At 63.8% G+C, this 17,508-nt stretch carries 19 protein-coding genes and 1 pseudogene; 6 read left to right on the plus strand and 14 right to left on the minus strand.

From position 1 onward, the window contains the following. Positions 1-188: 188 nt before the first annotated feature. From Har1131_RS06625 to Har1131_RS06640, 4 genes are all read right to left on the minus strand, one after another. Positions 189-2,045 carry a DUF2070 family protein gene (locus Har1131_RS06625; RefSeq protein ID WP_050036876.1) on the minus strand — a complete coding sequence of 619 codons (1,857 nt, stop codon included), beginning with the start codon at positions 2,043-2,045 and terminating at the stop codon, positions 189-191. A 55-nt stretch (positions 2,046-2,100) separates the two neighbouring features. Next, entirely contained in the window at positions 2,101-2,670 is a 570-nt protein-coding gene (locus Har1131_RS06630; protein ID WP_004957654.1) for a GMP synthase subunit A, read from the minus strand. 68 nt (positions 2,671-2,738) lie between these two features. Beyond that, the gene (locus Har1131_RS06635) at positions 2,739-3,836 is read right to left on the minus strand and encodes an ATP-binding protein (RefSeq protein WP_050036875.1); all 1,098 of its coding nucleotides are present in this window, start codon (positions 3,834-3,836) and stop codon (positions 2,739-2,741) included. A gap of 71 nt (positions 3,837-3,907) precedes the next feature. Next, on the minus strand, positions 3,908-4,456 hold the full coding sequence (locus Har1131_RS06640) for a hypothetical protein (RefSeq protein WP_050036874.1): 549 nt from the start codon (positions 4,454-4,456) through the stop codon (positions 3,908-3,910). An 82-nt stretch (positions 4,457-4,538) separates the two neighbouring features. On the opposite strand from Har1131_RS06640, the gene Har1131_RS06645 reads away from it, so the two are divergent. Further along, on the plus strand, positions 4,539-4,883 hold the full coding sequence (locus tag Har1131_RS06645) for a DUF192 domain-containing protein (RefSeq protein ID WP_014040939.1): 345 nt from the start codon (positions 4,539-4,541) through the stop codon (positions 4,881-4,883). Between the two features lie 196 nt (positions 4,884-5,079). Then, the gene (locus tag Har1131_RS06650; protein WP_014040938.1) at positions 5,080-6,588 is read left to right on the plus strand and encodes a (R)-citramalate synthase; all 1,509 of its coding nucleotides are present in this window, start codon (positions 5,080-5,082) and stop codon (positions 6,586-6,588) included. A gap of 84 nt (positions 6,589-6,672) precedes the next feature. On the opposite strand, the pseudogene Har1131_RS22675 reads toward Har1131_RS06650, so the two are convergent. The 5 genes and pseudogenes from Har1131_RS22675 to Har1131_RS06675 form a co-directional block, all read right to left on the minus strand. Then, positions 6,673-7,640 (minus strand): annotated as a pseudogene (locus tag Har1131_RS22675) (hypothetical protein). A 424-nt stretch (positions 7,641-8,064) separates the two neighbouring features. Next, the gene (locus Har1131_RS06660; RefSeq protein WP_014040936.1) at positions 8,065-8,364 is read right to left on the minus strand and encodes a HalOD1 output domain-containing protein; all 300 of its coding nucleotides are present in this window, start codon (positions 8,362-8,364) and stop codon (positions 8,065-8,067) included. A 99-nt stretch (positions 8,365-8,463) separates the two neighbouring features. Continuing rightward, the gene (locus Har1131_RS06665; protein ID WP_151145575.1) at positions 8,464-10,917 is read right to left on the minus strand and encodes a bacterio-opsin activator domain-containing protein; all 2,454 of its coding nucleotides are present in this window, start codon (positions 10,915-10,917) and stop codon (positions 8,464-8,466) included. Positions 10,918-11,007: 90 nt separating this feature from the next. Continuing rightward, on the minus strand, positions 11,008-11,682 hold the full coding sequence (locus Har1131_RS06670) for an HAD family hydrolase (RefSeq protein ID WP_151145578.1): 675 nt from the start codon (positions 11,680-11,682) through the stop codon (positions 11,008-11,010). Between the two features lie 43 nt (positions 11,683-11,725). Next, positions 11,726-12,187, minus strand: a complete 462-nt coding sequence (locus Har1131_RS06675; RefSeq protein ID WP_151103636.1) for a bifunctional nuclease family protein — start codon at positions 12,185-12,187, stop codon at positions 11,726-11,728. Positions 12,188-12,504: 317 nt separating this feature from the next. On the opposite strand from Har1131_RS06675, the gene Har1131_RS06680 reads away from it, so the two are divergent. Next, the gene (locus Har1131_RS06680) at positions 12,505-13,050 is read left to right on the plus strand and encodes a hypothetical protein (protein WP_151145581.1); all 546 of its coding nucleotides are present in this window, start codon (positions 12,505-12,507) and stop codon (positions 13,048-13,050) included. A gap of 80 nt (positions 13,051-13,130) precedes the next feature. Beyond that, the gene (locus tag Har1131_RS06685; RefSeq protein ID WP_050036868.1) at positions 13,131-13,466 is read left to right on the plus strand and encodes a hypothetical protein; all 336 of its coding nucleotides are present in this window, start codon (positions 13,131-13,133) and stop codon (positions 13,464-13,466) included. A 34-nt stretch (positions 13,467-13,500) separates the two neighbouring features. Here Har1131_RS06685 and Har1131_RS06690 read toward each other — a convergent pair whose 3' ends face one another. The 4 genes from Har1131_RS06690 to Har1131_RS06705 all read right to left on the minus strand — a co-directional run bounded on the left by Har1131_RS06690 (position 13,501) and on the right by Har1131_RS06705 (position 15,077). Next, complete coding sequence (locus Har1131_RS06690) at positions 13,501-13,737, minus strand: hypothetical protein (RefSeq protein WP_005537965.1); 237 nt, start codon at positions 13,735-13,737, stop codon at positions 13,501-13,503. A 4-nt stretch (positions 13,738-13,741) separates the two neighbouring features. Next, entirely contained in the window at positions 13,742-14,131 is a 390-nt protein-coding gene (locus Har1131_RS06695) for a prefoldin subunit beta (RefSeq protein ID WP_004591484.1), read from the minus strand. A gap of 137 nt (positions 14,132-14,268) precedes the next feature. Then, on the minus strand, positions 14,269-14,778 hold the full coding sequence (locus tag Har1131_RS06700) for a hypothetical protein (protein ID WP_014040930.1): 510 nt from the start codon (positions 14,776-14,778) through the stop codon (positions 14,269-14,271). Continuing rightward, positions 14,775-15,077, minus strand: a complete 303-nt coding sequence (locus Har1131_RS06705; RefSeq protein ID WP_004517029.1) for a UPF0175 family protein — start codon at positions 15,075-15,077, stop codon at positions 14,775-14,777. The genes Har1131_RS06700 and Har1131_RS06705 overlap by 4 nt, the downstream gene beginning before the upstream one ends. A 144-nt stretch (positions 15,078-15,221) precedes the next feature. Here Har1131_RS06705 and Har1131_RS06710 point away from each other — a divergent pair, with 144 nt between their 5' ends. Together Har1131_RS06710 and Har1131_RS06715 are read left to right on the plus strand one after the other, a co-directional pair. After that, positions 15,222-16,058 (plus strand): pantoate kinase, encoded by an 837-nt coding sequence (locus Har1131_RS06710; protein ID WP_014040928.1) that lies wholly within the window; start codon positions 15,222-15,224, stop codon positions 16,056-16,058. A 60-nt stretch (positions 16,059-16,118) separates the two neighbouring features. Further along, complete coding sequence (locus Har1131_RS06715; RefSeq protein ID WP_007187688.1) at positions 16,119-16,847, plus strand: DUF2103 domain-containing protein; 729 nt, start codon at positions 16,119-16,121, stop codon at positions 16,845-16,847. 15 nt (positions 16,848-16,862) lie between these two features. On the opposite strand, the gene Har1131_RS06720 is transcribed toward Har1131_RS06715, so the two are convergent. Beyond that, positions 16,863-17,507: a hypothetical protein gene (locus Har1131_RS06720; RefSeq protein ID WP_151103632.1), complete on the minus strand. Its 645-nt coding sequence runs from the start codon at positions 17,505-17,507 to the stop codon at positions 16,863-16,865. Position 17,508 lies beyond the last annotated feature (1 nt).

Consider the following 17,508-nt stretch of genomic DNA (forward strand, 5'->3'; position numbering starts at 1 on the left):
TGCTGCAGGACCGTGATGCGTGGAGAGTTGGAGTAGACCAGTCGCAGCCCGGAACGGCGCACCGCGCCGCACGCCCGGACCGTCTGGGCGTGGTTCAAATCTCCTCCTCGGCGTTCTCTGTACCAGAGTCGGCGAGCGTAGCGAGTCGGTAGTGCTGCAGGAATCGGATCGTATCCGGCCGACCGCCGTCAGGTCAGCAGGAAAATCAACACGCTGATCGTCATTACGACGAGAATGAACGCCCCGGCCAGTGCGCCACCCATCGAGACCATCGCGTTGGCAGTCGAGGCCAGCGTCTCGGTCCGGTCGTTGCCGAACACCGTCACGGTCGCCTGTTCGCTCGCCATCCCGGCCTCGACGGGTTCGAGGTCGGCGACGGCTCTGTCGACGAGGTCCCCGATGAGCGCAACGATTTCCTTCTCGGGGATGACCTGTCCGACCTGATTCTCGGCCTCGACGGTGTTGACGATGTGGGTGTCGCTGGTCATCACCTCCATCATATCCACGCCGTCGGCGGCGTCGATGATGCGCTGACGGAGGCCCGGCTCCATGTTGTTGCCGTCGATGAGCACGTACGCCGTCCGCTGGCCGTTGACTTCGAAGACACAGACCCGGATTCCGAGCGGGCCGATGCCCTCCTCGGGCTCCCAGGGGGTCCTGTCCCAGGCGACTCCACAGCGGAGTTGGCCGGTTTCGGCATCTGTGAGCAAGTTTCCAAGCTGACCGGCCCCGTGGAGCATGTCGAATGACCGCTGACTGCCGGGAACGACGTGGCCGAGGTCGTCGCCCTCGAGCCCGTCGTTGCAGTTGTGTGCGTCGACCAGGAGTACGTCGTCGAGCCCGTCGGCCCGCGCTTCCGACATCGCTGAGAGACCCACGGCGTACTCCACGTCGTCGGCACAGCCCGGCGCGTACGTGTTCACGACGAGCGCATCGGAGCCGAAGGCCTGCCCCGTCAGCGTGGCCTCGCCCTCTGTGACACGGAGGCCCGCCGTCGCCTGGTCGTCGTATTCGAGGTTCTGGTACGCCGTCTCTGCGGTCGACAGGATCGTGTCGACCTCCCGCTCCGTGACGAGGTTGAAGTCGTGGCCGGCGGTCGCGTGTGGCGGGAAGGCCAGGCCGTCGGCCGATTCGGCGACGCGTCTGGGGAGGTTACCGCCGCCGATTTCACCCATCGGGCCGGGGTGAATCATCGGCAGGACGAACCGGGCTTTCTCCTCGCCGCCCGGCCGACGGACCGACAGCAAGGTGACCGGGACGACGGCTTCTTCGCCGATGTCCTCGAAAAACTCCTCCAGTTCGCGCGTGCCTTCGGCGATGTGCCCGATGAACCCCCGGAGGAAATCCAGCGCGGAAACGCCGAGCGAGGAGCGCCATGGTTGGTCGATGACGACCAGGAACAGCCAGACTGCTAGCGCGTAGATGACACAGATAACCGCGAGGATAATGAAGTCCTGCGGAATAAACCCCTGTACCTGCGGCGGGACCTCCTCCGGGCGGGAGAGGTACTCCCGAAGCATCGGGTCTTCGAGAATAAACGCGGTCGCCCCGCTGTATATCGCCAGCAACACGGCGGCAGTGACCGTCTGGACGCTCGCCGGAATCGCCGCCTTCAGCAGTGAGTGCCGCGAGACGGCCATCAGTATCAGCAGCCGGAAGGCGAATATCGACGCCAGCGCGACTAACAGCACGTCGAAGACGAAGTTCTGCCCGAGGCGGACGGTAAAGATGGCGATAACGCCGGCGACAGTCAGCATCGCGATAGTGATCAACTCACAGATGACCGCAAGCAGCGTGGCCCGGTTCGGGGTTAATTGTCCGCCCAGCTGCCGGTCGACCCACGGCGTCACGGCACTGGCGATTGAGGTCGGCAGGCCGATGAGAAACACGCCCTGCCAGGCGTCGTCGAGGATGAACCGCGAATCGAACGCAACGATACCAGTCATCGCCGCGATGACCAGTGCAAAGGCCAGGCTCGTATACCAGGTCGGAGCCCTGAAAATAAACCGCGAAAGACTAGCGAGATTTCCCTGTGTCGCCGTCATTTATGTATCACATCCTACGCGTGAATATAAAACCAGTTACATCACGCTTCAGCGATTACTGGCGAGCGACAGACTGCTGGTCACAGACCGACAGGAAGTTCTCGAACACTTCCTCGCCCTCTTCGGTGTGAGCGACCTCTGGATGCCACTGGACGCCGTATATCGCTTCGTCTGTGTTGCTCATCGCCTCGACGCCACAGACATCGGAGGTCGCGGTCCGCTCGAATCCGGGCGGGACTTCCTTCACTTCGTCAGCGTGGCTGGCCCACACACGCGTTTCGGGATACAGCGAGCCGAGCAGCGGGTCGTCATCATCGAGGATGTCCACCGTCACGTCCGCGTAGCCGCCGTACTCGCCGCCGCCGACCCGACCGCCGAGTTCGTCGGCGATGAGTTGCATCCCCAGACAGATGCCGAGCACGGGCACGTCGAGATCGAGATACTCGGGACAGTTCCCGATATCGTCCATGTCGGGGCCGCCGGAGAGAACAATGCCGTCGGCGTCGATCTCCTCTGGCGGGGTCGTGTTGTCCCTGAGTGAGACGTCGACGCCCATGTCCCGGAGCGCGCGCTGCTCCAGATGTGTGAACTGTCCGTGATTGTCGATAACGTCGATTCGGGTCATTACTGACGCGAAGGCTACGAAGGCGTATATATCTCCTGATGCGGTCGACGGTTCCCCCGCGTCCGGTTTCAGGGCCACTCTCGAAGGGTTTGGCGAACCCCGTCGAGAACTGTCGGGCCACGCAGTTCCAGCGTCACGGTGTTGCCGCCGTCCGAGGTCGTGAGGTGTACTGCCCCGCCGTAACTCTCGACGATCCACGTCGTCAGCCATAGCCCGATCCCTTTTGAATGGCACAGTTGTGTCTCTACGCCGCTATTGAGGACATCCCGTTCGTGCTGTGGAATCGACGGGCAGTTATCCCCGACGTGAACGAACACGGTTCGGCCGTGTTCTTCGACTGAGATATACAGCGTCGGGGTATCTTCGCAGTGAACGACCGCATTTTCGATGACGTTCCGAAGCACAGTGTCGAGCATCCAGTCGGCGTACACCTTCGACTGATCCGGGAGGTCGAGTTCAACAGTTGTCTCCGGGTGCGATTGCGTGATCTTTTTCGCCTGTTCTCTGACACACGGCACGAGGTCGATCGGTTGCTGTGCGCGACGGTCCGCGTCGAACGCGAACTCTATCTGCCTCGCCTTCTCCGTAGTGGCGATGATATCGTCGATAGTACCGTTCAACTGCTCGACGTGCGCACGCGACTTGGAGTCGCCACGCTCTGCTGTCTCCCGCTGCAGTTCGCCGAGATGCCCGAGTGCGACGTTGAGGTCGTTCCGGAGGTCGTGCCTGAGCACTCGAAACAACACCTCGTTGCTCTGGGTGAGTCTGCGCCGGGACCGCCGGAGTTCCAGTAGCCACCCGAACAGAACCCCGCCAAACCCGCCGACTGCGACCCCGCTCGCGAGTATCGACGGGATCATCGAGGACTGCGGTACTGGGGCGAGCAGCACGACGATTTTGATGAGCGTAAACAGCGCGATGCCCAGTCCGCACCACTCCGCGGCAGTCCATATCTGATCTCCGGACAGTCCACTCACCGGGAGCCAGTAGTTCGCGGCTACCAGGGCTAGCGCCGGTGTCAACCCCACGCTGAGGATGACCACGTCTATCGGGGACGGCCGGACGATAGCCATGCCGTGGGCGAGTAACGCGCCGGAAATCACGAAACCCGTTGCGACGACATATCCCGTCCCCAGCGACTGCTTCGTGAGCGCCGGAGAGGTCACTATACTAATCAGTTACTGTGTGCCTACTTATCCGTCTGCCACCAATTATCGGGTTTGATAATTAAGTGGCGCTACGAGTCGTCGTAGCGGTCGGCAGCCGATTCAAAGCCCAGTTCGGATTCCTCCTTAGAGCGGCGCTGTTCCCGCTGTGCAATGGCTTCAGGGTCCGGATTCGCGTCATCGTCGAGCCGCGCCCACGACTGATGAATCTTCGCGTGACACCACCGGCAGAGAAAGACCGTTATTTCGTGTGATAGCTCGTTGCCGCCTTCGCGGTACGAGAGGTGGTGTTCCTCTAGCAGCGGTCGGTCCTCGGAGTGGGCCATCCGCCGCTCTTCGAGTCCGCAACGAACACACTCCCGGTCGTGGTTCCGGGAGCGGAAATGCGGGCAGTCGACCCAGTCCCATTCCGGCTCCGCGTCTGCGTCCGCGTCATCTGGTGCAATCGCTGCCGGACAGCGAAAGTCGTCGGCACTACGGGTGTTGGCGAACTCGGGGTCGTGGTGGCCGTGTTCGCGCGCCCAGCGACACTTCCCCTCGCCGGTGACGAAGTCACACCGCTGAACGTGGTCGTATGGGTCGTCGACGCCGACGGACGTTCCCCCGGGAGCCTTCTCCATGCGACATAGTGAGTGGCCGTGCCCCCTCAAACCCTCCGTTCCGACAGAAGACTTTTTGCCTGCCTACGACTTCCGCGGTGGTATGCGTCTCGTCCACGACCCCGACGGCGCGGCTCGCTCCCTCGCGACGGAGGTGGAGTACGCCGAGTCGATGCTCGAACAGGGCCGGGGGCTGATGTTCCGGTCGTCGATTCCCGACGACTACGCGCTGGTCTTCCCCTTCGACCGCGCGAGCCGACAGTTCATCCATATGCTGTTCGTCCGGTTCCCACTCGACGTGCTCTGGCTCGTCGACGAGGAGGTCCAGGCCGTCGAAACCCTACAGCCCTGGCGCTCGGTCGGCTACGCGAACGCGGATACTGTCATCGAACTGCCCGGTGGCGCGGCGTCGGACGTTTCCGAGGGCGATACGGTCCGTCTTGAATAACGAGTCTCAATAGCATGGGTCGTGGTAATCAGTTCCGTCACCTTTTAGACCGTGAAGAGTAGAGTAGACACCACTATGTCGGAATACCCGACGGAGGATAGAGGAAGTCGCCGCGAGGCGGCTGGCCGCGAAATTCGTGGCGCGTGATGGAGCATCTTCTGTGAGTCAGAACACATTGTTCGAGGGGCACCCAGCGATGCGTGCGCTCTCAGATGTCGGTGAGGTACAGTTTCTCGACACGACACTTCGCGACGGTGAGCAAGCCCCCGGCGTGTCACTGACGCCGGACGACAAGGCCGATATCGCCCGCTCGCTCGACGCGGCCCGTATCGATGTCATCGAAGCCGGGAGCGCCTGTACCGGCCCCGGCGAGCGCGAGACGATCTCTCGCGTCGCGGGGCTCGACCTCGACGGTACCGTCACTAGCTTCTGTCGCGGTATCCGGAACGATATCGATCTCGCACTCGACTGTGGTGTCGATGGCATCAATCTCGTCGTTCCGGCCAGCGACAAGCACGTCGAGCAGAAGGTCGGCACGTCCAAGTCCGAGAACGTCGACAACACTGTCGAACTGGTGGAGTACGCCGCCGACCACGGGCTCTGGGTCGAGGTCATCGGCGAGGACGGCTCGCGAGCCGACCTGGACTACCTCGAAGAACTGCTCGGAGCCGCCGTCGAGGCCGGCGCGGACCGCATCTGCTGGGCCGACACCGTCGGTCACGCGACGCCGGACCGCGCACTCGAATGCGTCTCCCGGCTCTCCGACCTGGGCCCAGTCAGTACCCACACCCACGACGACCTGGGGCTCGCAGTGACGAACGCCCTGGTCTCCATCGCGGCAGGTGCAGACCTCGTCCACGGGACGATAAACGGCATCGGCGAGCGCGCCGGCAACGTCGCCCTCGAAGAGGTCGCTATCGCGCTTGACCACGGGTACGGCGTCGAGTCGATGGCCCTGACCGAGGTGTACGACCTCGCCCAGCTCATCGCCAACCGGACCGGCATCCCGCTGGCTCCCAACAAGGCGGTCGTCGGCGAGAACGCCTTCACCCACGAGTCCGGTATCCACACCGACGGCACGCTCAAGGACGACTCGATGTACGAACCGTACCCGCCGGAGAAAGTGGGCCGCGAGCGCCGCCTCGCACTCGGCAAACACGCGGGCAGAGCCGGTGTCGAGGCCGCCCTCGACGAGCACGATGTCGAGGTCACCGATGACCAGCTCTCGGAAATCGTCAGCCGCGTCAAGGAGATCGGCGACCGCGGCAAGCGCGTCACCGACGCCGACCTGCTGACCATCGCCGACGAGGTGACCGGCGACGCGCGCGACCGCCGGGTCGAACTGCTCGGCCTGACCGCCGTTTCCGGTTCCGACACGCCGACGGCGAGCGTCCGACTCGCGGTCGACGGCGAGGAACGCAAGGAGGCAGCGGTCGGCTCCGGGCCGGTCGACGCCGCGATGAACGCCGCCGAGGTGGCACTGTCCCACACCGCCGACGCGACGCTCGAAGACTACCACGTCGACGCCATCACCGGCGGAACGGACGCGCTCGTCACGGTCGAAATCGAGATGTCGCGCGGCGACGACCACGTCGTCGTCTCCGCCAGCGACTCTGACATCACACGGGCGTCCGTGCGCGCGATGGTCGACGCGATGGACCGCCTCGTCACCGACGACGAGGACCCGCTCGTCGCCGACGACTGACGGCACAGCACCTCCCGTTTCGACTGATATTCCGTAGAATTAGACGCCAGTGTGCCCGTGGACCACGGGGCCGATCCCGGTACGTTACTTGTGTCCGCGGCTGGCTTCGTGGTACTGGAACACGGTTTCCATGCCCTCCACCAGCGCGTTGAGGTCGACGCTGTCCGTATCGAACTCGCGGTCGCGCACGGACTGGTAGATGTCGGCCCACCGGTCCCGGAACCGGGCCTCGAACTGTTCGGCTTTGATTTTGTCGATGAGTTCGGCCTTTCCGTCAGGGTTTTCCAGTTCTTCGGGAGTGACGAACCCTTCTTGAAGGGCCAGCACGACGATTCCCGCGGTGTAGTCTCCCTCCCTGACTTCTCGTTCCCAGGTCGTGAGCCAGTTGCCGATGCGGGCCATTTCTTGCAGGTCCCAGATCAGGTCCCGGACCGTGCCGTAATCGGCGAGTTCGAATTCCGGCGAATACATGAGGTCAACGGCCGCGTAGGGGAACATTACCATGTTATGTGCCCCGTATGTTTCGGCCCCGCTGAGGTTCGCAATCCGTGGGTTCTCGTTGACGACGGCGCTGTAATCCATCGCGTTCAGCGTCTGTCGCATATCGTAGGTGAACACGTCGTAGAACTCGTCGACCCGGGGCGCGTCAGCTAGTCCCCCTCGAACTCTCGCCACACACGCTCGATAAAGGAGAAATATTCCTCGCTTACCGCCGCACGGCTCGGGTCAACGGACGACGGATCCTGCACGAGTCGTCGGGCCTCTTCGAAGGTGTCTCGGTCCCCGTCGTTCTCGACGATGTCGTCCAGAATCGTGACGTACATCGTGAGTACCGTCTTCTGCGTCCGGACGTGGTCTGCGTGGTCCGGGTGGACGGAGGAGAGCGTGAACTCGGGGAACAGCGAGTAGATCCACTGCCAGAGGAATCGGTCACGCTCGCCACAGACCCGCTCGTACTCGTCTGCCAGTTCTGCAACCCGGTCGGGGAGACTGGTCGTCCGAACCTCTTCGAGAAGGTCCTGTGTATCGACCGAGGGTGACTCAACACTCATTGTGACTGTCCCCCAACGCTTGCACCCTGCATCTCGGCAGTGGAATAATGTTTGATTAACCGACTTTTGGGTGATTCTACTTCTTCAGATTGGCCGGTCACTGCCTCGACGCTCTTGCCCGACTGCGAGCCGGTTTCGATCAGTTGGTGTCCGAGGTCCATACATTCGAGAGGCGAAGTTGCGCTTATAGTGGTACTGACCTGTAGGGTGCTGGTAATGTTCTATTAACGGTATACTTACACAATTTTACTCCAAGTTACGTACCAGTTTTTCAATTGCTACTGCAAAGGAAATATCTGCTTACTGAACTTTCTCAATGATATTCAAATGAGTGAGGAAAATAAGGCGATAATAATGCACCTCTTGACGAGGGCCACGGGTAAGGGTACACAGCGCCAGCAGAACACCCGCACACGGAGTCGAGTTACGCTTCGAGTCCAGTTGCCGCCGAGACGTCGCGGGACGGTGTCACCAGCACCGAACGGTTCCCTTCGACTTCGATACGACAGCCAGCCATACTGAACACGACCAGCCCGTCAGGGCTCGGGGTGCCGTCCGTATCCGGACGGAACAGCCGGTCCAGCGCATCAGGGTCGATACAGTCACTGATTCGGTCATCGAGGTCGACGGGGTCGATACCCAGCGTGTCGGCCACAGCGTGGACGATGGTTTCGCTCAACGGTTCGTTGGGTGTCGGTCTGTAGACCAGTTTTGCCTGGGACATAGTTTGTCGCTGTTTGTCCCTTGATGAGTGATTGAAAAGGTGATTGTGGCTATACAGATACAGCCCGCCGGACTGGTCACTAATACTATAGCGACGGTCTCAGCTATCGCCGAACACGAGTTCGAGCAGTTTTCGCTCGCTGACGCGGAGATGCCGGTTGACCGTCGGCTGTGACACGTCCAGGCTGGCCGCGATTTCCTGGCCGGTCGTCTCCCGAGGCCAGTCGAAGAAGCCACTCAGATACGCCGTCTGGAGTACTTCGAGCTGTCTGTCGGTGAGTTGCTCCTCCAGCGCCGACCGGACTGTACTGTCCCGCTGGCCATTGGACTGTGCGCCGTCACGGCGCGCGATCAGTTTGACGTCCGCGTAGCGCTCGCCGAGTTGTTCGACGAACTGGCGGACATCAGTTTCGCCCGAGACAACAACTGTCACCGTGAGTCCGCCCGTCGACGTTCGGATCGATTTCAACCGCCCGCCCTGCTCCAGTAGCGTCTCCGCGACAGTCTGGCCGGTCACGACAACCTCATAGAGCCCGTCCAGTTGGTCGGTCGAAATCGCTCGCGCGGTGTCGACGCGAGCCATCGACAGCATCTGCTCCTCGACGACAGCCGGGTCGCAGTCCGAGATAGCGAGGAAGAGACGGATCGCACCGTCGCTCCGCTGGACGGCCCCTTCACAGACGACCGGGACGCCGACGCGATCCGAGAAGTGCGTCAAGAACGACTGCGGGGCTGACAGTGATAGTTCGAGCTCGACAGTGCCGTCACCCGCCCGGCGTTGCCGGGACTCGACCTCCCGTATCGCGTTCGCGATGGTCTCACCGAGTTCGGCAAACACCTCCTGAAGCATCTCGTCGAACCCGTCTTCTTGCTCGGCGTACACCGTCAGGACACCGTAGACGAAGTCGTCGTATTCGAGCGGGATGCTGAGCGCCGACTGGAACTCGCGGGAGAGCGCCTCCGTCCGCCAATGGTCGCCTCGGAGGTTGTCAGCCACCGACGGGACGATAGTCATCGCTTCGGACTGTGCAGTCTGGACGGCCGGCGGCCCGCCCTCGCGCTCCAGCGACAGCGAGATGGCGTCCAGATAGCTGGCGGTGTCGCCCGCCCACGCTCTGGGGACGAGTTCCGTCGCGTCCTGTCGGCCGATCCAGGCGAAGGAGAACCACTGGGATTCGGCCAACTGGTCACACACGGCTTGTTCGATCTCCTCGGTGGTCTCCGCTTCGACCAGCACCTGATCGATCCGTCGAATGATCGCGTTGACCTGCTTGAGCCGCCGCAGTTCGCGGTTCTGTTCGCGGCGCTCGGCCTCGCGTTCGCGGAGCGTCGTTTCGCGGTCGACGCGCGCGAGCGCGGCTTCCGCGCTGGCGGCGAGCAGATCCACCATCTCTCGGGTCCTGGCGTCGCTGTGTTGCTCGCCCAGTTCGACGTAGAACACGCCGTGGTCTTCGAGCGGGAGGCAGAGCCGCTTCGCGTTCGCCGTGACCGGTCCCGCTCCGAGGTCGATGCGTTCGCCGGGGGCGACCTCGACGGCGCTGTCCTGCACGAACACATCCCACACTGTGCTCTGACCCGGCCCGACCGACGCGCTTCGGTCCGCTTCGGCGTCGCCGACGCTGCGAAGGGTGTTGTCGCTTCGGTCGAACAGGTAGATCTCCACGTCGGGGAGTTCCAGCACGTCGACGGCCGTGTCGAGTATCTGTTCGGCCACGGCTGTCTTGGTTTCCGTGTGCAGCAGCTTTCTGGTCGACTCGTGCAGCGCCGCGAGCGTCTCCTCGAACCGCTTCCGGTCCGAGATGTCCCGAACGACGCCGACCTGCCGATAGCTTCCGTCTTCGCGGTCGTACGTCGTGAACTTGGTCTCTATCGGGAGCGTGTCCCCGTCAGCAGTTCTGAGGTCCGTCGTCAGCGTCCCGACGTCGCGCTCGCCCTCGATGAACTGCCGGGACATCTCCGCGGCCTCCTCGATAACGGATTCGTCCGCCAGTAGCGTCGCGTTCGACCCAACCAACGTGTCCTTGTCGTAGCCGGTCATCGACTCGACGGCGCTGTTGACCGTCTGCATCGTGAACCCCTCGTCGAGCGTGTAGATGCCGTCCTCGATGGTCTCGACGATGCGCTCGTACTGTTCGAGCATCTCCGTCCGCTCGTGGCGCTCGGTGATGTCGTGGACGATACCCAGGTACAGTTCCTCGCCGTCCCACTGCTGGGGTTCGAAGGCGATTTCGACCCACCGTTCCGTGTCGCCGGCGGAACACGACGACGTCAGCGGTGTTCCTGGCGACTGATTGCAGTGGGTTCCGAGGTCAACGTCACGCAGATCCGGGCAGAACTCGGCTATCGGACGCCCGAACACGTCCGACGGGTCGGAGTCGAGGAGGTCACAGAGGTGATCGTTCCCGGTCCGTATCTCCCCGTCCGCGGCGGTGACGACCACTGGCTCGGGCATTCGCGCGGCGAGAGTCTCCAACAGCACAGGGGGAGACTGCTGTGCCGGTGTGTCGCATGCCGCTTGTTCGTTCTCGTCCGTTCCACCGACCGGCTTCTCCATACCGTTTCACGGCACTTGCCATGGGAAAGGTTGCTTTCAGTATACGTACCAGAATGTGCTGACTATGTATCTGTTAGGTCCGGATACGGCTCAGTCGCTCCCGCTGCGTCGGCCAGCGATCCGAACCACGTCTTCGAGGCCGGACACGTCGTGGTCCGGCGTCACGTCGAGTCGGGTGTCGGTCCGATGCGGACGACGGATGATCGCCGAGTCGATTCCGGCCCGGTGTGCCGCCTCGATGTCAGATTCGTTGTCGCCGACGAACAGGGCGTCACTGACATCGAGGTCCGCCATCGCCCGCTCGATGTAGTACGGCCGGGGTTTCTTCCGGCGGAGGCTCTCGACTGTCGGCTCGCGCGCCCAGACGGTGTCGAAGTAGTGACCGATATCGAAATGCTCGAACGCGAACGCCACGGTGTCCCGTTGATTCGATGAGACCACGCCCAGCGGACAGTCCAGTCGGTCGAGCATGGACACGTCGCTGTAGGGCTGTTTCTCGCCGGCCCGGATAAGCGCCCGCTGGACCGCGGTCAGTGCCTCGTCACGGGCCCGGAAGAACCGCTCGGGGTCGATATCGTACTGGGTACAGATGTCGGTGAGTTCGGGCACAGTCACGCCGATACTCATGGCCTCGACGTGGGCTGTCGACGGCGACGGCACGCCGAGTTCCTCGAAGGCCCGGCGCGCGCCGACGTAGTGTGCGTCCATGTCAGTCAGCGTCAGCAACACGCCGTCGTTGTCGAAAATGACCGATTCGTACCCCATCAAGGGTATCAAGGGCGGACAGACGCAGAAATGTTTCGTGTTCTCACAGTCCGAGGTCTTCGCTGCCGCTCCCACTCTGGTCGAACTGTTCCGGCGGTCGCCCGGCCTCGTCGATAACATCGTCCGTTACGACGACCGGACAATCCACCCGGAGGGCAATGGCGATGGCATCTGAAGGGCGGGCGTCGAACACCATGTCTTTGCGCCGGTCATCGGTGTACTGCTCGGCGTCAATTTTCCCGTAAAAAGTCCCGTCGGCCAGATCGTCGATACGGACCCGGTCGATGGCGCCCCCGAACTCCGTCACCATCTCGACCAGCAGGTCGTGGGTGAGCGGGCGCTCGAAGGGCTCGCCGGCCATCGCCAGTTGCATCGACTGGGCCTGGTCCTTGCTGACGAAGATGGGGACAATCTCTTCGCGCGCACGGAGCAGGACGACCGGCGTGCCGCCCCCCTCCTCGTTGACGCCGACGCCGACCCCTTCGACCGTGGCATCGTGTTCCATGGGCCAGTGTTGGGTTTGCGGGTATGAAAAGCTACCCCGGCGGCGGTTTCAGGGGTCTATCCTGTCCGCTATCATCTGGCCGACTCCGGCTCTGTCCTCGTCGATCTAACCGACTGCGCGACGCGCACGCCAGCCATCCCGCCCAGCAGTCCAGACTCGTCGCGGTGGGGCGTCGAGTCCACCCTGAATCGGGATTAAACCGAATTAAAACGGGAGATAGAGCGTCCAATTCGGATAAATTCGACTTAATTCGCCTTTTCGGCTTGCTCCCTTCATATGCCACTGGGCCAGAGAGACGAGCGGAGGCAACGATTACAATGAAACTCACTACGATTGCCGGCGGCCTGCTTGCCGTGCTCGTCATCACGGGCTCGGCGGCGGCACTCCCCGGCGCAGCAGGCGCACAGGCCGATGACCACGCGGACAACGCACAGGCGGACAACGCCGCCGAGCAGGCAGCGAACGAAACAACGACCGCAGACGAGAACGAATCGGGCGGCGCTGCCGAGGCAGCTGACCGCCGCGGCCCGCCCGCTGACGCCGGCCAGGCAGGCGACCAGCGCGGCCCGCCGTCGGACCTCCCCGGACAGGTCCCTGACTTCGTCAGCGAGATTCACACGCTCATCGGGCAGAAGCAGGCCGGCGAACTCGCGGGCGACCTGGGCGCACAGATCAGCGACCTGACCCCCGGTGACGAGAGCGACGGGGCCGAGAACGAAACCGAATCCGCGTCCGAGGACGCTGACGCGGACGACACCGACGAGGAGTCCACTGACGACGCGGATGCGGACGAGGACACCGACGAGACGGACGCGGACGACGAACAGTCCACTGACGACGAAAGCGACGACAGCGACGCGTAATCCCCCCCTGACCTGACGGCTCTTCCTTCGACGATCGACCAAGCGCGGTTTTTTTGCTTGCTGAACTCCGAGTGACGGGTATGGATGACACCGCCGAGTCCAGCGTCCACGCCGACGACGGACCCCGTGACCGTACGACTGCAGACCTCCTTGCGGGTGACGAGGACTCGTCGGCGTCGGAATCGTCGGACGGGGTGAACCGGAAGCGCGCCCTCCTGTTCGTCTCGCCGTTTCTCGCTATCGGGCTGTTCGACCTGGCCCTGCTACTTGGCTGGGGACTGGACCCGCTATGGGGATTCATGATTCTCCCGCCGATACTGTTCGTCTCAGTGCTGGGCTGGATTGCGTTCCGAACCGGGTTCGCGAGCGACCGGACCGGGGACCCAGCCACGACTGACGGTTCGCGGCGTCGGTAAAACACCGGGTGACTGCCCGCTCCGTTGCGGGGGCCTATTCCTCGAACAGGTCGTCGACGGCGGCCCGTGCGGCAAGGGCAGCGTCGTCCGCGACCTGTGCCTCGTCCTGCCGACTGTCGGGCGCGTTGACGTACACGTCGACGTCTAGGACGCCGTCTTCGAAGGTGACAGTCACGTCGAGGTCCTCGACCGCGCTGACATCGTACCGCGAGAAGACAACGTCTTCGGCTGCGGTCGAGGCTGTCTCGACGACCTCATCGTCTGTCGGCATCGCCTTATGCGCCGCCAGCGCCGGGGCCGCCGGCCGGACCCGCGCCGCCTGCGCCGCCGAGCATCTGCTGAAGCTCGCTCTGGAGCTCTTCGAACTGCTCTTGGACGCGCTCTTCCTGCTTTTCGAGCGTCTCGACGCGGACTTCGAGGCTGTTGACCTTCTCTTCGAGGTCATCCTGCGCCTCGTCGAACTCGGTCTTCACGAGGAGTTCGCCGACCTCGCGGTACATGGTCGAGTCCTCGTCGATGTCGTCGAGCTCGTCCAGAGCCGTCTGGGACTCCTGGAGCTCCGTCTCGGCCTGCTGTTTCTGTGCGGCGACCTGCTGTGCTGTCTGCTGAAGGTCCTGCAGTTCCTCGAGCTTCTCCTGTGCTTCAGGCGGAAGATTACCCTGCATACCTCCAGAGTTGGGGGCCGCACTGTTAAACCCACGCTTTCAAGTCCAGCAGCGGGGTGGCAAGGGGCTGAGAGCACAGTCGTTCTGTCGAAAACCCGGCGCTAAAAGACATGAACCCACTATTCGCGGCAGTGAACTCAGGCGACCTCTCCAACCGCCCGCTCCCGTAGCTCCCCGGTCAGGTGCATCCCGTGTTGATCAATCCGCCTGACGATCCGCTTCGCCTGGGTCGGTTTGAGGTACTTGTCCTCGATAGCGGCCCGGACCACGACGCCGAAACTGCTCGTCACCTCTGCCCCCAGGCCCTGCGCCATCCGGCGGACAGTGCGGTCCTCGGAGACGACGGCCACGGCGGAGCGGTCGTCGCTGTCGCGGTGGGCTAACACGCCGGCGAGCACCGTCACAGCGGCTCCGAGGTCGGAATCGCCGAGCAGGGACTCGGCCTGGTCGACGTAGTCCTCGTCGACGCCGGTGTCGATGCCGTTCTCGCGGTACTCGGTCAGGTTCGTTGCGGTCGGTTCGACCTGGACCTCGTCGATGACGGGCTCGGGAATGACGATGTCGCCGTCGAACGCGTCCAGCAGCGACAGTTCCCCCACCTGTCCCAGCGAGTACAGCGACGTCGGCCCGACGTAGATGCGGGTCATAGCTCCGCGGCCGTGTCGGCGTCGAGCTCCAAGTCGGACAGCTCAAGCTGCGTCGTCAGGTTTCGCTCGCGGGCCACGTCGAGCCACTCGGCGATGGAGAGGTCCGCAAGCTGTGCGGCTTCGGCCGCCGACACGTCGCCGGACTGGTACTGCTCGACGGCGACGCGGAGCCGGAGCGTTTCCAGTCCCTCCCGCAGGGCTTTCCGAATCGTGGTCGACCGGTCCTCGGAGAGCAACTCGGCGACGTCGTCCAGTTCGTCTTTCTCTTCACTCGGGAGCCGCGCGCTGATTGTCGGCATGTTTTCACAGTCATCTCGTGTAAACATACATCAAACTACGGGTCGGAGAATCGCCTGTCGGTCTCCTGAAACTCTGGGCGGAGCGTGTGCGGACGGAGCGGGCGACCACCAATCCTTAACGCCACTGGGTCCCACGAGGAGGCAATGACCGACGAAGCACACGCGTTCGTCCCCGGCCACATCACGGGCTTTTTTACCGTTGACCGTGGCGATGACCCGATCGAGACCGGCTCCCGCGGCGGCGGGCTGGCCCTGTCTGACGGCGTTTCTGTTACCGTCAGCCGCGGGGCTGAAACCAAGATAACGCTGAACGGCGAGGAAATCGAGGTGGAAGCCGTCGAGCGAGTGCTGGACGCGCTGCGAACCACGGCGACTGTCACTGCTGAAACGCCGCTCCCGCTCGGGTCGGGCTTCGGCGTCTCCGGCGCGCTGGCGCTTGGCACCGCACTGGCGGCCAATGCCGTCTTCGGCCACGGGCTCTCGTACAACGAACTGGTGACCATCGCCCACGGCGCGGAGGTCCAGGCCGGTTCCGGGCTCGGCGACGTTGTCGCGCAGGCCCGCGGCGGCGTGCCGCTCCGGCTCGAACCCGGCGGGCCGCAGTTCAACTATCTCGACGCCATTCCGGCCCGCAGCCGCATCGAGTACGTCACACTCGGGGAGCTATCGACGGCGGATGTCGTCGGCGGCGACACGGACATCCTGACAGCTGCCGGCGAGCGCGCGCTCTCTACCGTCGTCAAGGAGCCGAAACTGTCGACGTTTATCCAGGCCTCCCGGCAGTTCTCCCGTGAAGCGGAGCTGCTGACGCCGGAGGTGAAAAGCGTCATCGACGACGTGGCCGAAGCGGGCGGGGACGCCGCGATGGCGATGCTCGGCGAGACAGTGTTTGCGCTGGGGACCGGCCTCACCGACGCGGGCTACGATGCGACCGTCGCCGCTATCTATCCGCCCGGTGCGACCATCGAAGACGAGGGCTGACCACACGTCGCAAAACCACCGAACCGGCTTCCTTATCAGCGCGCAGCCGTAGCCACAGCTATGGACTGTCGGCAGTGTGCCACGCCGCTCGACCGACCGGGCGACTACTGCCTGGTCTGTCACACTGCCAATACGGACGCCGTCGTCCTCGAACTCGACCGCGAGCGGGCGACAGTGACCTCGCTGCTGGACGGGTCGGTCGTCGGCCAGCGGACGGTGACGACGACGCCGGAGGGCGAGGGGAGCGACGAAACGGTCGTCGTCGAGCTCCGCAACTTCGCCGGCCTCGTCGCGGACGAGGTGCGACGGAAACGACCGGAGGAGGTGTACGTCACGGGCGACCGCGACGTTATCGCCGCCGTTCGCCCCCAACTGCACTACGAGTTCTTCCGCGTCGAGGGCGACGACCCCGTCCAGCGGGTCATCGACCGTCAGGGCGAGCCCGCACTCGAAGTCGTCGACGCCGCGCCGGCGGAGAAACTGGGCGGGAGCCACTCGACGCTCATCGGCGGCCGGTCGGGCCAGCGAGTCATCCAGACCGTCGCCGGCCACCCTCACGTCAAGAAGGTCATCCCCGGCCCCATCGACGCTGGCGGCGCGAGTTCGCCGACGGGCGTCCGGGCGAAGGCGACCCGCGCCGACGCCAACGGTAACGTCCGGGTGCTCATCCGCGACGGCTCCAGCGTGCAGGAGAACCGCGTCGTCACGACGGCCGGCGACCGCGAACTCGGCGAACACGTCCGGGCAGATCTGAACGAGGCACTCAAGGAAGCCGAACTGCAGGAGTGATTTTGCGTACTGCAGTCACGCTATGAGAAGGCCGGCAACAAGCACGGCGGCCACCGCGACTCCGACGACACCGGTCCGGTGAACGGCCGGTAACGACGTTCGAACGTCGAGGGCCATCGGGAGCGCATGGAGCGCGGCGAGTGCCAGAAAGCCAACTGGGGCGACCAGCGGGAACGCTACCGCCCCGACGGTCAACAGACCGAGTCCGACGACGCCCGAACCCAGATAACCACGTCCGCGCACAGGCTGTCCAGCCCCTTCGAGGACCCCACCGGTCCAGCAGTAGCCAATCGCCGTTGCGCCGACCCACGCGTGCCAGAACGCCGCTTGTGCGGGTATGACACCGAGGAGGCCACCGATAGTCACCGCTGTCGCAGTAGTATTGACCGTTCCCCAGGCGAACATCGCGTCCGAGAAGCGGACCGAATCCGGTGCGTGGAGGACTGTCAGGCCGACGAAGCCACTGATTAAGACAGCCCACAGCGCCGTGGCGAACAGCGCGCCGTTAGCGCGGCTCGACCACGTAATCGCCTGCGTGCCACCCCAGCCAAACAGACCCGCCGCCGCGCCCGATAGCAAGAACTCCGAGGCGGTAAGCCGCCCGCTCGTGGCCGGTGCGACCCGCTGGAGGCGACTTCGAAGCCCGTCGAACGCTGCCATC

It is taken from the genome of Haloarcula sp. CBA1131, from assembly GCF_008728975.1.
Classification (GTDB): Archaea; Halobacteriota; Halobacteria; order Halobacteriales; family Haloarculaceae; genus Haloarcula; species Haloarcula hispanica.